This window comes from Paucibacter sp. B2R-40 (assembly GCF_025717555.1).
Classification (GTDB): domain Bacteria; phylum Pseudomonadota; class Gammaproteobacteria; order Burkholderiales; family Burkholderiaceae_C; genus Paucibacter_A.
In genome coordinates this window covers 559,976-575,313 of record NZ_JAJIRP010000003.1, presented here as the reverse complement: position 1 = coordinate 575,313, position 15,338 = coordinate 559,976, and the positions used below count along the sequence as shown (strand labels likewise).

Sequence of the window (15,338 nt, the reverse complement as noted above, 5' to 3'; positions counted from 1 at the left end):
AGCGCTGCGCCACAGGGCGAGCCCGTCGCGGGCTGCCGGAGCATTGAAATGAGTCTGTCAGCCACCCCCGTCATCACCGGCCTGCGGGTGATCCCGGTTGCCGGCCACGACAGCATGCTGCTCAATTTGAGCGGTGCCCATGGGCCCTTCTTCACCCGCAATCTGTTGATCCTGACCGACAGCGACGGCCGCACCGGCGTCGGCGAGGTGCCGGGCGGCGAGCTGATTCGTCGCACGCTGGAGGATGCGCGCGAGCTCATCGTCGGCCAGCCACTGGGCTCGCAGCAGCGCCTGATGGCGAGCGTGCAGCAATGCTTTGCCGACCGCGACAGCGGCGGGCGTGGCCTGCAGACCTTTGATCTGCGCACCACCATCCATGCGGTCACTGCGATCGAGTCGGCTCTGCTGGATTTGCTGGGCCAGCATCTGAATGTGCCGGTGGCCGCGCTTTTGGGCGAGGGTCAGCAGCGCGAGGCCGTGGAAATGCTGGGTTATCTGTTCTTCATCGGCGACCGCTCGCACACCGATTTGCCCTACCGCAGTGAAGCCGGTGCCAGCGATAACTGGCTGCGGCGGCGGCATGAAAAAGCGCTGGACGCCGAGGCCATCGTGCGCTTGGCCGAGGCGGCGCGCGAACGCTATGGCTTCAATGACTTCAAACTCAAGGGCGGCGTGCTGCGCGGCGAGCAGGAGGTCGAGGCGGTGTGCGCGCTGCACGAACGCTTCCCTCAGGCCCGCGTCACGCTGGACCCGAATGGAGGCTGGCTGCTCAAGGATGCGATACGCCTGATGCGCGATATGCGCGGCGTTCTGGCTTATGCCGAAGATCCTTGCGGCGCCGAAGACGGCTATTCCGGCCGCGAGGTGATGGCCGAATTCCGCCGCGCTACCGGCTTGCCCACGGCCACCAATATGGTCGCCACGGACTGGCGTCAACTCAGCCATGCCCTGGCCTTGCAGGCGGTAGACATCCCCTTGGCCGACCCGCATTTCTGGACCATGGCCGGCTCGGTCCGAGTGGCGCAAACCTGCCGCGACTGGGGCCTGACTTGGGGTTCGCATTCGAATAATCATTTCGATGTTTCGCTCGCCATGTTCACCCATGTGGCGGCGGCGGCGCCCGGTCGGGTGACTGCCATCGACACCCATTGGATATGGCAAGACGGCCAGCGCCTGACCCAGCAGCCGCTGCAAATCGTGGGCGGCCATGTGCAAGTGCCCAAACAGCCGGGTCTGGGCGTGAGCCTGGACATGGTCGAGGTCGAGAAAGCGCACCAGCTCTATCTTCAACATGGCCTCGTCGCGCGCGACGACAGCATGGCCATGCAATACCTGCTGCCCGGCTGGAATTTCAATCCCAAGCGGCCCGCCCTGGACCGATAAAAAGGCAATTCCCATGTTCAAGAATTTCATTGCCGGCGAATGGCTGGACGGCGCGCGCGTGTCGCGCAATATCAACCCCTCGGACACGCGTGACTTGGTGGGCGAATACGCGCAAGCCGATGCCGCCCAGGCCAGGCTTGCCGTCGCTAGCGCCGAGGCGGCGTTCCCGGCCTGGAGCTTGTCGACGCCTCAACAACGCTTTGACATCCTCGATGCCGTGGGCAGCGAGATCCTCGCCCGGCGCACTGAGATCGGTGATTTGCTGGCGCGCGAGGAAGGCAAGACGTTGCCCGAAGCGGTGGGCGAAGTGACGCGGGCCGGCCATATCTTCAAGTTCTTTGCCGGCGAGGCCTTGCGCCCGGGCGGCGAGCAATTGCCCTCGGTGCGGCCCGGCGTTGGGGTCGAGATCACGCGCGAGGCGCTCGGCGTGATCGGCATCATCACGCCCTGGAATTTCCCTATCGCCATACCGGCCTGGAAGATCGCCCCGGCCCTGGCCTATGGCAATTGCGTGGTTTTCAAGCCGGCCGATCTGGTGCCGGGTTCGGCCTGGGCCTTGGCCGAAATCCTCTCGCGCAGCGGGCTGCCGCAAGGGGTGTTCAATCTCGTGATGGGGCGTGGCTCCGAAGTGGGCGCCGTGCTGCTCGAAGATGCGCGTGTTTCGGCAGTGACGTTCACCGGCTCGGTCGGCACCGGGCAGAAAGTGGCAGCGGCTTGTGTGGCGCGCATGGCCAAGTTCCAGCTCGAGATGGGCGGGAAAAACCCGCTGGTCGTGCTGGATGACGCCGATCTGGATGTGGCGGTCAATTGCGCGGTGCAAAGTGGCTTTTACTCAACCGGCCAGCGCTGCACGGCTTCTTCCCGCGTGATCGTCAGCGAGGGCCTGCAGCAGCGCTTCGTCGCGGCCATGGTCGAGAAGATGAAGACGCTGAAGGTGGGTAACGCCCGCCAGGCCGGCATCGACATTGGCCCCGTGGTCGATCAGACGCAGCTCAATCAAGACCTCGACTATGTCCGCATTGCGCAGCAGCAAGGGGCCAGTCTGGCCTTTGGCGGCGAGGCCTTGGCCGAGAACGACCAAGGGCAGCCCGGCTTTTACTTGCGGCCGGCCTTGATCACCGAGACTTCGCCCGAGATGCGCATCAATCGCGAGGAGGTCTTCGGCCCGGTGGTGAGCGTGCAGACGGCGCGCGACTACGAACATGCTTTGGCGCTCGCCAATGACACGCCGTTTGGCCTGGCCGCAGGCATCGTCACCCGCTCGCTCAAACATGCCACGCATTTCAAACGCCATTCACAAGCCGGCATGGTGATGGTCAATCTGCCCACGGCGGGTGTCGACTACCACGTGCCCTTTGGCGGGCGCAAGGGCAGCAGCTACGGCTCGCGCGAGCAGGGCCGCTACGCCGCCGAGTTCTACACGGTGGTGAAGACGGCCTATACGCTGCCCTGAACAAGCCTCAGCAAGCCTGCCTCGCTGTATCAGGGTGTTTGCTGTTCCGAATTTCCACTTGATAGATATAAAATAAAGAAACACCGTTTCAAAATATCAGGTACACGATGAAAACAAGTAGAACGATGCAGGTGGCCCTGGTGGGGGAGTGCATGCTGGAGTTGCAAGGCCAGGCCTTTGGCGCGATGCAGCAGAGCTACGGCGGAGACACCCTCAACACGGCGGTCTATCTGGCGCGCTGCGGCGCCGCGGCCGGTGTTCGCAGCCATTACGCCACCGCTTTGGGTGACGACAGCCTGAGCAGCGGCATGCTGGAGCGCTGGGCTGCGGCCGGCATCGAGACCGATTTGGTGCGGCGCATTCCCGGCCGCATGCCGGGGCTCTACATGATCGAAGTCGACGCGCAGGGCGAGCGCCGCTTCAACTATTGGCGCGACACCAGCGCCGCCAAAGCCCTGTTCGATGATGGCATCACGGCGCTGGAGCAAGGCCTGTATCGCTGGGACGCGCTCTATCTGAGCGGCATCAGCTTGGCGATATTGCCGCCCGGCGGGCGTCAGCGGCTGTTGATGTTGATGCAAGCGATGCGTGAGCGCGGCCAAATGGTGGTGTTCGACAACAACTACCGGCCGCGCCTGTGGCGGGATGTGGCCGAAGCGCAAGCCGCTTTCATGCAGGCGTTTGAGCTGGCCAGCATCGCCTTGGTGACGGCGGACGATCATCAAGCGCTGTTCGGCCTGCCCACGCTGGAGGCGGGTGTGGCCGCCGCGCAAGCGCTGGCGCCGCCCGAGTTGGTGATCAAGCGCGGCATGGCGGCGACCTTGGTGCGTGCGCCGGATGCGATCGAGCTGGGCTGGCAGCAAGCGGCCACCGAGCATGTGCCCAAGGTGGTGGACACCACGGCCGCCGGCGACTCCTTCGCGGCCGGCTATCTGAGCCGCCGCCTTGTGGGCGCTTCGGCCTTGGAGGCGGCCCGCTTCGGCAATCGCCTGGCGGCACGGGTGATACAGCACCGCGGCGCCTTGATCGCGCCCGAGTTGATGGCCGATTTGTTGCATGAACCCTTGATCGCTCCACAGGCGCCTCAGCTATGACACCTCCCACCTATCGAAACCGGCCGTCCAAAAGCCAGGGCCTGAGCAAGCTGATCAGCCTCACCGTTGGTATTGGCCTGGGTGCCGCCGTCTTGATGACGGTCGCTTCGCCGCCAATGAGTGAGCCCGCCAGCAAGCCTGCTTCCGCATCTCAGACCTTGGCGCTGCCCGCAGCCGACGCAGCGCCGGGAGCCTTGCGCGTCTTGGCGCAGCTCAACCCCGCCAGCTACGACATCCTCGGTTGGGCCGCAGGCACGGTGGGCGGGCAGGGCGGCCGGATCATCCGCGTGCGCAATCTGAAGGAATCGGGGCCGGGCTCCTACCGGGAGGCGGTCGAGGCCGAGGGGCCGCGCATCGTTGTCTTCGAGGTCGGCGGCGTGATCGATATGGGCGGCAAGAACCTCACCATTCGCCACCCCTATTTGACCGTGGCGGGCCAGACCGCGCCCAAGCCCGGCATCACCATCATCAAAGGGCAAACCAATATCGCCACTCACCAGGTGATCATCCAGCACTTGATGATTCGGCCCGGCGAGTTCGGCCGCGCCAAGCGCAGCGGCTCTGATCAAGACGGCATTGGTACGGTAGGGGCGCCGGGCGGCGCCCACCATGTGATCGTCGACCACTGCAGCTTTTCATGGGCGACCGACGAAAACCTGTCGGCCAGTGGTCCGCGCTTTGAGGGTGCTAAGCCCGAAGAATGGCGGCGCAACACCTCGCATGCGATCACCTACAGCTACAACCTGATCTATGAAGGCCTGGCCAATTCGGTCCACAACAAGGGTGAACATTCCAAGGGCAGCCTGATTCACGACAATGCCAATGGCATCCTGCTCTACGCCAATATCTATGCCTCGAATCAGGAGCGCAATGCCTTGTTCAAGGGCGGCGTGCGCGCGGCCATGGTCAACAATCTGATCTACAACCCCGGCGCCAAGGCTGTGCACTACAACCTGGTTGCACATGAATGGGTTGGCCGAGAGCCGCAAACCGGCTGGGTCACGCTGGTCGGCAATGTCTACCGCCAAGGGCCGGACAGCAAGCCCAACACGCCGCTGTTCGCGCTCGGCGGCGTCGGCGATGTGGAACTGTTTTTGCAAGACAACCTGGCGGTTGATGATGTCGGCAAGCCGCTCGCCCAGACCGGCCTCTACACGGCCAGCCAGGCGCGCATATTGCAGGCGGGCAAGCCCTATCTGCCGGACGATATCCAGGTCTTCCCGGTGCAAAAACTTGAGCGCGAGCTGCCGCTGGCCGCAGGCGCGCGGCCCTGGGACCGCGACCCCATCGACTTCAAGCTGCTCTCCGACGTTGCCGAGAGTCGCGGCAAGATCATCGATTCGGAGCTGGATAATGCCCACGGATATCCGCGTTATGCGCCGACCAGCAAGGCCTTCAATCCGGCCGAATGGCAGCTGCAGGACATGAGCCCGAAAGCCGGTTGGGGCTCGCTCTTCCAGCTCGTCGCATCCCATTAAGCTTGGGTCATCCCAAGGCCCATATATTCGGAGTCAACGAGATGAAACTTTTACGCTGGGGCGCAGCCGGTCAGGAGAAACCGGGCATCTTGGGGTCGGACGGCCAGCGCCGCGACCTGTCCATGCTGCTGAGTGATATTGGCCCGGCGCAGCTGAGCCCGCGAACCTTGGCCGCTTTGGCCTTGCTGGATGTGGACAGATTGCCGCTGGTGCCCTTGGACCAGCGCCACGGCACGCCGTTTGGCGGCACCGGCAAGATTGTCTGCGTCGGCCTCAATTACGCCGACCATGCGGCCGAGGCCGGGCTGGCCTTGCCGCCCGAGCCGGTCTTGTTCTTGAAGCCCAGCAGCGCGATCTGCGGGCCTTTTGACGAAGTGATCATTCCGCGCGGCTCGCGCAAGACGGACTGGGAAGTCGAACTGGGCGTGGTGATCGGCAGTACCGTCCGCGACGTCAGCGAAGCCCAGGCGCTGGCCCATGTGGCTGGCTACACCATCGTCAACGACATTTCCGAGCGGGAATTCCAGCTCGAGCGCAGCGGCCAATGGGACAAGGGCAAGGGCTGCGATACCTTCGCGCCGATTGGCCCCTGGTTGGTGACGGGCGATGAAATCGCCGATCCGCAAGACCTGAGCCTATGGTTGGAGGTCAATGGGCAGCGCGTGCAAAACAGTTCGACCCGGCAATTGGCTTTCGGCATCGCCGCCTTGGTCAGCTATATCAGCCGCTTCATGACCTTGCAGCCCGGCGACGTGATCAGCACGGGCACACCACCCGGGGTCGGCTTGGGCCAGAAACCCGAGCCTTGGTTCCTCAAGGCCGGGGACCGCATGAGCCTGGGCATTCAGGGCCTGGGCGTGCAGGAGCAGCGCTGCGTGGCGCCCGGCGATCCGCAGATGCCGCATGTCTGAGAGGAGGGGGCCTGACGCGCTTGTGATGGCCCGATGTTGGCTCCGTTCGTCCCTTCAGTTGCTGTGCCTGGTGCTGATGACCTTGAGCCCGGTCTATGCGGACGGTCTGGTGGTCAGCTATCGCTCGCCGGAGAGCGATAACGATCGTCGGCTTGACTACACGACCGACCTGTTGCGCTTAGCACTCGACAAGACGGTGTCCAGCCATGGCGGCTACCGCTTCGAGCAGCAAGACCGCATGAACAAGGTGCGCAATATCCGGGTCGCCAAGAGCAATATGCATCCCAACTTCTTTGCGGTCTTGTCCTTTGATGAGGCCTTCGCCAAGGAAGGGCTCGACTATGTGCGCTTCCCTTTGCATCTGGGCGTTGTCGGCTACCGCGTCTGTTTTGTCGCGCCGGCCGCGCGTGCGGTGGTTGCCAATGTGGAGAGCGTGGCTGAGCTCAAAAAAATTGAGCATCGGCCAGGGAGCGGGTTGGCAAGACGTGAATGTGCTGCGCAGCAATGGCTTCGAGGTGGCGGAGGTGCCTTCGTATGAAAGCCTGTTCGCCATGCTCAGCAAAGACAGGTTTGATCTGCTGTGCCGCGGCATCAATGATGTGGCGGGCGAAATGCAAGCCCATCCCGAGCTGGTGTTGGACCACAGCTTCATGCTGAGCTATCCGATGCCGCAGTTTCTCTATACCCACAAAGACAATCAGGCCGCCCGTCAGCGCGTGGAGTTAGGGCTCAAACGGGCCTATGCCGATGGTTCGCTGTTGAACTTGTTCAAGCTGCATTTTCGCCAGAGCATTGAAGCGGCGGAGCCGCGTAAGCGCCGGGTCATCAAACTGAGCAATGCAGCGGTGATGGGCATTGACTTCGATTGCAAAAAGTATGACTTCGACTTGAATGAATTTTCGCGTTAGGCCCGCACTTCAGCCACCCCAAGGAAAGCGAATAGCAGTGAGCATCACATTCCCCTCATCCCGTTCGCGCTGGACTGCAGCGCTGTTGCTGGGCCTCGCCTGCGCAGTTCAATCCGCCGTGATTGGTGTCAACGCCCCGGTCGTGCCGCTGACGCCCGAGCGTCTGGGCGAGCTCGAATCGGCCGATCTGCGGCGGGCTTGGGGCCAATATCTGGAACACTCAGCCCAGCAACGCGCCGCCGACAAGGCCGCGTTGGCGGCCGAGCGTGCGGGCAGTGCAGCCACGCCAGCCGGCCCTGATGGGGGCAATAGCGAAAAGAGCATGCCGCTGAATCAGCCGGCGGCCTGGTACGGCTCGGCCCAGGCCTTGCTCGTGGCCAACAATATCGTCAGCTTTCAAACACCCGCCGGCGGCTGGGGCAAGAACCAGCCGCGTGATCGCCCGGTGCGCCTGCCGGGCCAGGACTATGTGGCCAATAGCAATTCCAAGCACCCGACGCCGGGCGATTTTGACCAAGCGATGGAGCCTCACTGGAGCTATGTGGGCACCATAGACAACGATGCCACCGTGACCGAAATTCGCTTCCTGGCCAAGGTCGCGGCGCAATTGCCGCCGGAGCAGGCGGCAGCTTTTCGCCAAAGCTTGCTCAAGGGTCTGAGCTATTTGTTCAGCGCGCAGTTCCCCAATGGCGCCTGGCCCCAGGTCTGGCCCTTGCAAGGGGGTTATCACGACGCCATCACCTTGAACGATAACGCGATGGTTGCGGTGGCCGAGTTGATGGGGGCGGTGGCGCGCGGCGAGCAGGGGTTTCATGGTCTGCCCCAGCGCGTGCAAGAGCAAGCCGCGCTGGCGGAGCGCCGGGCGATCGAGAGTCTGCTGGCGACGCAGGTTAGCGCCCACGGCCGCAAGCTGCTGTGGGCACAGCAATACGATGCCCTGAGCTTGGCGCCGGTGTCTGCCCGCAACTATGAACCCGCCGCCTTGAGCAGCGCAGAGAGCGCGCAGGTATTGATTTACTTGATGAGCTTGCCGCAACCTTCGCCGGCCGTGGTTCAGGCCGTCGAGGCCGGCATTGCCGCCTTGCGTGCAATAGCCATCGAGGGCATGGTGTGGGGCAAGGTCGACGAAGCGCAGGGCCGACGCCTGCGGCCACGTGCCGGCGCTGCTCAGCTCTGGGCGCGGTATTACGACATTCAGACCTTGAAACCGGTGTTCGGTGACCGTGACAAGAGCTTGCACGATGACGTGGACGACATCAGCCTGGAGCGCCGCAATGGCTACGCCTGGTACGGCACGGGGCCGGCCAAGGCGCTCGCGGCCTATGCCGAGTGGCTCAAGTCATGCTGTGCGCCGCCGCAGGCGCAGCAGAGTCATGATATTCGTCGCAGCGATGGTCGCCTCCAACAGGCTGCCTCCGATCGAGCCGACCCATAGGTTGTTGGCGAGCCAGAGCAGCGTGCCTACCAGCATCAGCAAGCGCATCTGCATGCCTTTGAGAAAAAACAGCGCCGTCGTGCCTATGCAGGATGCGGCTATCGGCAGCAGCGAGAGCCATCCGGTTTGCAGCCGGGCGCCCAGGCTCAGACTGAGTGCAATGAAGAACCCTGCGACCCAAGGCGAGCGACTGCGAATTGCTGCCACCGAACGGCCCAGGGAAACCAGGCTGCTGGCCACGGCTGTGGGTTGGCCAAGCAGGCTGAAATGCAGGGCGTAGCTCAAGCACTCCAAGGCCATGAAGATCTTGAAACGCCTGTCGTCGGTCTCCGCAAAACAGGCCACGCCCAGAGCAAAGGCCGCATAACCGAAAAGCTGAGCGGGCTCGAATGGGTTGCTTATTGGGAGTTGCGGCATCGGCGGGCATTGTGCCCGAGGGCCAGCAGACCCACTGCCAACAAGCCATAGCTGTTGGGCTCCGGTACCGCGGAAATGCCGGCGAAGCTGAGCGTGCCAGAGTTCCATTGGCCGTCCGCGACACCGGTGACATCGTCATAGTCTTCATAAAACTCCAGCCGCAGCAGCCCGTCGCCAGCGAGCTGGAAGGCAAAGCCCAAGGCGTTCAGATCAGCCGAGCCGATATAGCTCTTGGTGCCAGGCTCTTGCAGAGAGTCCAGGGTCAAGGTGATGCCGTCCCCGGCTGAATTGCCGATGCGCACGCGCATGTCCTGCAACCAGCTGTCGCCGAAGGCGCTCAGCGATACATTCCATTCGAGGCTGTTGATCATCGAATTTGGGGCGACGCTGCGAGTGATGACGGTGTTGGCGCTGGCGCCCAAAGCGTCAAAGCTCGCCGTATTGCTAACGTCTATGCTGAGCGTGGCAGCATGCGCCGCGCCAAGGGCGAGTGCGGGCATCGTCAAGGCGCCGAGGCTCAAGCGCAATGCATTGAGAATCTTCATGGTTGCTCCCGAATGCTTCTGCTGATGGTGCTCGGTGCAGCCATGCGGCCCGCGCCGGCGTTGACCATGACCTTCTTGGTGACTTGCGCGGTCGGCAGCAAGCTGTAGCTGTAGGGAATCATCCAAGTGACGTTATTTCCCATGCTGCCGGTATTCAGACATTGCGCCGGGTCCAATGCGACGCCGTTGATGCTGCTGCCGTTGTCGAGAATGTCGCCTTTCAGGCTGGCCGGATTGTGGATGACATCGAAGCAGCTGGCGGCGCCGGCAATGGCGAAGACATTGTTCTGCGAGTAAATCTTGGCCAGGTAGCCGACGCCAATGCTGTAGGAATGGGGGTAGACCGGGTGCGCCTTGCTGCCTGTAAATAGATTGTTATAGCTGTGCAGCATGGCGAAGCGCACGCGCGGTGCGCGCTGGCCGATCTGGCGGAACAAATTGTTGTTGAAGGTGATGGTCTGGTGACCGTTGTCGCCGGTGTTGCTGTCGGACGAGCCGATCAGGCTGTTCTTGTTGTGGTTCTCGAAAACGCTGTTCGAGACAGTGACGTAATCGGAGGCCTTCTTGATGTCCAAAGCCCCGTCATGGCATTGCTTGGTTTTGCCGTTCTCGATCGGCAACAGGTCGTCGGTCAGGTCGCCATCGGTGAAGGTCATATGATCAACCCAGACATGGCTGCTGGTTTCAATCGTCATGCCGTCCCACTCGGAATTCCAGTTGCCTGCCGCGCCATCGCTGGGGTCCCAGACCGGCAGCACATCGCAGGGGTTCTGGATGCTGATATTGCGCAGAATGACGTTGTTGACCTTCTTCAAATAGAACCATCCATTGATCAGCTTGGCGTTCGTCCCCAGGCCGATCAAGGTGGTGTTGGCGCTGACATCGATTTGGCCACGCAGGCGCTGGTCGTTGTGGTCGGTGAACGGGCGACCTTCCGAGGCGTCGATCAAGCCTCGCACGCGGATGATCTTGGGGCGGGGCACGGCCAGCGCCGCAACCAGTTGGGCGCGGTTGCTGACCGTGTAGATGTCGGCCGCGGCCGCTGCGGCGCCGCCGCTGGTGCCGCCGGCCTGGCTGGCCCAGCCGGGGCCAGGCTCCAGCTCGAAGGTGGTCGGAGCGGCGTATGCGACAAAGCTGGCCAAGCTGGCGAGCAGGGCAGCAAGGCGTGGGAGGGGCTTGATCATGGGCATGGTGGGCTCTCTTTCCTGCTGACAGCCCCGGGCGGCCGCCGGGGCTGTTCGGTGGGTTTAGGCTGGGCGGCGGCGGCGGGCAACAGCGCCAATGGCGGCCAGCCCGGCCAGCAGCAGTGCGTAGCTTTGCGGCTCGGGCACGGCGGCTGTGACGGCCAGAACGTCTGACACCACCGGAATCGTGTTGGACGCCGAGACCGTGGTCCAGTTGGCGTTATCGGCCAGCGCGGTTTTCAGCTCTGCCATGCTGCTGAACGGTGTGTCGTTGGTGCTGATCTGGGCGCTGAACTGGCTGTAGCGGGTCGCGGTGCTGTTATTGATTCGGTACTCCCGCACCTGTATGCCGCTCAGGCCGGTGGCCGCAAAGGGGTTGTCGGAGCTCGCGTAAGGCGTGGTTCGGTTTGATGCTGCACCGAGGAAGGTGATGTCGGCGGCTTGGTAGTTGGTGGCGTAGCTGGCGGCCTGGAAGGCATACAGGATGTCGCCGCTGCTGGAGATGTTGGAGGTGGCGCCGTTGTGGTTGGTGACCGTGCCATTGGCGCTGCCGCCGGCCGCGCCCGACTTGGCAGCGTAGGCCCCCGACACGCCGGTGCCGAGCAGCGCAACCGAAGTGCCCGCGGCCACATCGGCGCTGGCCGTCCAGGACCAGAAAGTCTCGGCGGTGGCGGAGAAGACGCCGGCCGCGACCGTAGTCTGCAGCACATTGGTGTCGGTGAAGAAGATCCTTGTTCCTGCTGCGATATCGGTGAAGGTCACAAAGGACCAGCCGCCCAGCGTGGTGTTGCCATTGATGCCGGTGAAGGCAAAGTCGCCGTTGCTCAGGCTGGTGGCTTGGGCCGAGGCGAGGGCGCCCAGGCTGAGGGCTACTGTGCTGGCCAGTTTGATGATTTGATGCTTCATTTCAAGTCTCCGTTGCTTTGATGATTCGCCGGCGGCTGCCGGCTTGGGGTCGCCAGAAAGAACTTCTCAAGCTTGGCGGGCGGTAGAGAAGGAGGGAAATCTGCGCTGGGTTGCGGCGCCCAAGCCCAAGCTCAGCAGGCCGATCAACAGCGTCCAGGCCGAGCGCGGTTCCGGGACGGCGCTGACGCTGCCGTAGACCAGGTTGTCTATGGCGACGCCGTAATAGCTGTCCACATTGGTCAGCGAGAAGCCGGCAATGTCGGCCTCGCCGCCGCTGCGTGCGAAGGCATAACTCTGATCGGCCACGGGTCCAAGATGGAGGGACTGGATCAGGCTGCCGTCGGCGCGGTACAGGCTCAACAGTGCGCTGCCGCCATTGGCGTCGCGCAGCTGAAAGCCGATCGCCTGTTGGCCGCTGCTGAAGCGGGCCGAGATGGCACCCAGGCCAAAAGCGTCGCTGCCGTCGGTGTTCTGCGGGCCGATGCCGGCCAGCGCTTGGGCGCGGGCGTCGCCGTAGTCATAAACGCCCAGATTGGCGCCGCTGGCGCCCGCCTGCAGCAGCAGGCCAGGGCTGGGCAGGCCGAAGCTGAGGTCGTCGAACCAGTCCTGCGCGATCTCGCCGGGGCGCGGTGCCTTGGTGACGCTGAGTTCCTGGCCGGCAAAGCGCTCGCCGAACTGCATGCCGCCGCTGCTGAGCAGGCCGTCGAGTAGGCCGTCGGCGCCCAGTTCGTTGAAGCTGACCGAGGTGCCGTTGAGTGTTGTGTAGTCAACGCTATTGAGCGCGGTGGCGCCGGCGAGATGGGGCAGTGCCAGCAGAAGGGTGATGAGTATTTTCATGGGATGGTCTCGTGCTTGTTGGTGTTCAGCGGCCGCCGCCGACTATGCTGACCTGGTCGAAATCGGCGCTGACCACCGCCGTATTGCTGCCCGAGGACACAGCCAGGCCGACCTGCATCTCGGCCGCGCTGCTGCTCAGATTGCTGGTCTGCACCCAGTTCACGCCGTTGCTGGAGGCGGCTGAGTAGACGGTGCTGCCGATGCGCTGCACGCGCACCCAGACCGGCGGCGTCGAAGTGGCGAAACCGGTCAGCGTGTTCTTGGCGTTACCGTTTATGGCGGCGCGGATCTCGCCGGTATTCGCGTAGCGGGCGGTCCAGGCATAGGCCGGTGTGCCTGAGGTGCCGGCGCTGGCGACGATGCCGGCACGCGCCGACGAGCTTGCGCCGCCCTGCTTGAGGATGCGTGCGGTGAAGGTGAAATCCCCGCTCAGCGTGGTGTAGCGGAACTTGAAGTTATAGCTGTTGCTGTTGTCGACCTTGCCCGCGCCGCTGACGGTGTAGGTGTCGGTCGTCGCCACATAGCTGACCGGCGGCACGCTGGCGGTGACGGCGCTGCTCATCAGCAGCTCGCCATTGCCGGCGGTGCAGGGCAGCGCCGTGCTGCAGTCGCCGCCGGGCGGTGGAGTGGGTGTTGGGGCGGGCGCTGGTGCCGGCGTGGGTGCAGGTGTTGGGGCCGGTGAAGGCGCCGGCGAGGGGGCTGGTGGCGGCGCGGCGCTGGCAAACATGCCGATGCGGCCGGCGCCAGCGCTCAGCCTGAGACTTGCGCGCAGCGGGTCGGCGGCGCGCAAGGTGTAGGCATAGGGCGGCACCCATTTCTGCGCCACGGGCAGTCCTTCGCAGCCCTGCAACTCGACGTCGATGATGGCCGTCATCGGCTTGCCCAGATCGTCCTTGTCGCTGATGAAGCGGTGGCCCGAGCTGCGAAAGCTGAAGGCATCCTTGCCGCCGGCCAGCTTGCCGCAGATCTCCTTCGGCTTCAGCCCGGTGAAGTCATAGAAATTGTTTTCCGAAATCACGTCGGATTGGTAGCGCACGTCCAGGCCGCCCTCGTACTTCATGTCCGGGTCGTCAGTGGTGGTGCTGCCGCTGATCAGGTTGTTGTACAGATGGACCTGGCCGAAGCGCACCAGCGGCAGTCGGCTGGCCGGGCTGTCCCACCAGTTGCCGGTGAAGGTCACATGCAGGCGGCCTGCATCGCTCCAGGCGCGACCCGAGTCGCCATTGCCGACCAGGGTGGTCTTGTGATGCTTGGTGAAGTAGTTGTTCGACAGCGTCACATAGTCGGAGCCGCGCACGATGTCGAGCGCGCCGTCATGGCGGGTGTCGCTGGCCAGCGAGTCGGGCGTGTCGCCGTCGCTGATCGACACATGGTCAATCCAGATGTACTGGCCGCGGGTGATGGTCATGCCGTCGGCGTAGGCATTGGCGCTGTCCTCGGGGTTGACGTCCCAGGGCGTGTCGATGCGCAGATTGCGCAAGATGATGTTGCGCGTCCAGGTCGGAAATGTTTCCGGGTCCTTGCCGTCGGCGACCCATTTCTTGAAGTCGGCCTCGCTGCCTGCCGCCGTGGTCGCCGCTTCGATTCCGATCAGCAGCGTCGTGCCGCTGATGCGGGCCGGGCGGCCATTCGCATCATTGATGCCCACCAGCGTGGTGTTGGACGGAATGGAAAGCGAGCCCCCGTGCTTTTGGTCAAGATAGCTGGTGTACTCTTGAAATACCGTGTTGCCTTGGCTCCAGCGGAAGTCGATATGACCGACGATGCGGATGATCTTGGGCTCGTTCTTGGCCTCCCGCAAGGCCGCCAGCAATTGCTCCTTGTTGAAGACCGTGTAAACGCGATTGGCGGCGGCCGAGGCTCCACCGCTTACCAGCAGCTTGCCCTTGCGCGAATAGCCATGCCAGCCAATGTCGGGGGCTGTTTCGCGCTCAAACGTCAGGGCGCCGCCGGTCGGGTCAACCGTAGCGAATTGCCAGTCCGGCAGCTTGGGCGCGGCGCGGTAGTTTTCGGGCTTGTGTTTGCCGTCGATGGCGACGGCGGCGGAGTAGGTGCGGTCGCCAATGTCGAACAGCAGTGGCGCGGTGGTGTCGGTCAGGCTGATGGCGTAGATCACTGGCGCGGGTGCCGGTGCCGGCGCTGGCGGCCGATTGGCGCGGGCCGCCAGGGCCTTAGACATGCTGTCATTGGCACTGGCCAGCGTGCTGGATTGACTTGCGCTGTCATTGCCACCGCCACAGGCGAGCAATCCCAGGGCGATCGAGGAGGCCAGCAGCGAGCGGGTGAAGGCAGGCATGCGCTGGCGCCGCAGATTGGATAGTCGGGTCACGTTTTGTCTCCTACGCCGGTCAAGTCAAAGAGGTCATGGCCTCGCTGATCACGCCGACGTGTCTCGTTTTTCTGGCGGTTATTGCGTGCCCTGCAGTCCTCTACCGATTCGGCCCACCATGCGGCAGCCCAATCAAGTACCGATTTACATCGGCGGTATCGACAGTGAACCTGCTCAGGTACGCAATGAGGGTAGGGACTTCAAGCGATCGGCGTCGGGCCGAGGGGCAGGGCAGCTGGCGCCCAAATCAAGCGGCCCCCCACTTGCAGACGCTTCAGGCGACTGGTGCGGCCTTGCCAGAGGGCAAGTCGTTCGGGGCTTGACACAGGATACGTTGCTCGGCAAATTCAGCATGGAACTTGCCGGCTATCAGCAAGAGGCCGGTCCGTTCAGCCAGGAGCGTAGGTTTGGCTGTGGGTCGGATCAGCTGGAGAAGGTAGCTTCTCGCAGCGTTGGTA

The 15,338-nt window shown here is 63.6% G+C and carries 14 protein-coding genes; 8 read left to right on the top strand and 6 right to left on the bottom strand.

The features are described 5' to 3' along the window. Positions 1-48: 48 nt before the first annotated feature. The 8 genes from gudD to pelA all read left to right on the top strand — a co-directional run bounded on the left by gudD (position 49) and on the right by pelA (position 8,662). A complete protein-coding gene (gene gudD / locus LNV09_RS09085; protein WP_263556755.1) occupies positions 49-1,383 on the top strand; it encodes a glucarate dehydratase in 1,335 nt (444 codons plus the stop codon). Between the two features lie 13 nt (positions 1,384-1,396). Then, entirely contained in the window at positions 1,397-2,836 is a 1,440-nt protein-coding gene (locus LNV09_RS09080) for an aldehyde dehydrogenase family protein (RefSeq protein ID WP_263556754.1), read from the top strand. A gap of 107 nt (positions 2,837-2,943) precedes the next feature. Then, positions 2,944-3,930, top strand: coding sequence for a sugar kinase (locus LNV09_RS09075; RefSeq protein ID WP_263556753.1), 987 nt, complete (start codon positions 2,944-2,946; stop codon positions 3,928-3,930). Continuing rightward, positions 3,927-5,408, top strand: coding sequence for a pectate lyase family protein (locus LNV09_RS09070; protein ID WP_263556752.1), 1,482 nt, complete (start codon positions 3,927-3,929; stop codon positions 5,406-5,408). The genes LNV09_RS09075 and LNV09_RS09070 overlap by 4 nt, the downstream gene beginning before the upstream one ends. Positions 5,409-5,449: 41 nt before the next feature. Then, positions 5,450-6,319, top strand: coding sequence for a fumarylacetoacetate hydrolase family protein (locus LNV09_RS09065; RefSeq protein WP_263556751.1), 870 nt, complete (start codon positions 5,450-5,452; stop codon positions 6,317-6,319). A gap of 76 nt (positions 6,320-6,395) precedes the next feature. Beyond that, entirely contained in the window at positions 6,396-6,857 is a 462-nt protein-coding gene (locus LNV09_RS09060; protein ID WP_263556750.1) for a hypothetical protein, read from the top strand. Continuing rightward, a complete protein-coding gene (locus LNV09_RS09055) occupies positions 6,805-7,227 on the top strand; it encodes a transporter substrate-binding domain-containing protein (protein ID WP_263556749.1) in 423 nt (140 codons plus the stop codon). Before LNV09_RS09060 ends, LNV09_RS09055 begins: the two co-directional genes overlap by 53 nt. A 37-nt stretch (positions 7,228-7,264) precedes the next feature. Continuing rightward, positions 7,265-8,662 carry a pectate lyase gene (gene pelA / locus LNV09_RS09050; RefSeq protein ID WP_263556748.1) on the top strand — a complete coding sequence of 466 codons (1,398 nt, stop codon included), beginning with the start codon at positions 7,265-7,267 and terminating at the stop codon, positions 8,660-8,662. On the opposite strand, the gene LNV09_RS09045 is transcribed toward pelA, so the two are convergent. The 6 genes from LNV09_RS09045 to LNV09_RS09020 all read right to left on the bottom strand — a co-directional run bounded on the left by LNV09_RS09045 (position 8,567) and on the right by LNV09_RS09020 (position 14,880). Continuing rightward, positions 8,567-9,079: a YgjV family protein gene (locus LNV09_RS09045; protein WP_263556747.1), complete on the bottom strand. Its 513-nt coding sequence runs from the start codon at positions 9,077-9,079 to the stop codon at positions 8,567-8,569. The genes pelA and LNV09_RS09045 overlap by 96 nt on opposite strands. Continuing rightward, positions 9,061-9,624, bottom strand: coding sequence for a PEP-CTERM sorting domain-containing protein (locus tag LNV09_RS09040; protein ID WP_263556746.1), 564 nt, complete (start codon positions 9,622-9,624; stop codon positions 9,061-9,063). The genes LNV09_RS09045 and LNV09_RS09040 overlap by 19 nt, the downstream gene beginning before the upstream one ends. Next, entirely contained in the window at positions 9,621-10,814 is a 1,194-nt protein-coding gene (locus LNV09_RS09035) for a pectate lyase family protein (RefSeq protein WP_263556745.1), read from the bottom strand. The genes LNV09_RS09040 and LNV09_RS09035 overlap by 4 nt, the downstream gene beginning before the upstream one ends. A gap of 57 nt (positions 10,815-10,871) precedes the next feature. Continuing rightward, on the bottom strand, positions 10,872-11,714 hold the full coding sequence (locus LNV09_RS09030) for a PEP-CTERM sorting domain-containing protein (RefSeq protein WP_263556744.1): 843 nt from the start codon (positions 11,712-11,714) through the stop codon (positions 10,872-10,874). 66 nt (positions 11,715-11,780) lie between these two features. Further along, positions 11,781-12,551, bottom strand: coding sequence for a hypothetical protein (locus tag LNV09_RS09025; protein WP_263556743.1), 771 nt, complete (start codon positions 12,549-12,551; stop codon positions 11,781-11,783). Between the two features lie 25 nt (positions 12,552-12,576). Beyond that, positions 12,577-14,880, bottom strand: a complete 2,304-nt coding sequence (locus LNV09_RS09020) for a pectate lyase family protein (RefSeq protein ID WP_263556742.1) — start codon at positions 14,878-14,880, stop codon at positions 12,577-12,579. Positions 14,881-15,338: the final 458 nt, after the last annotated feature.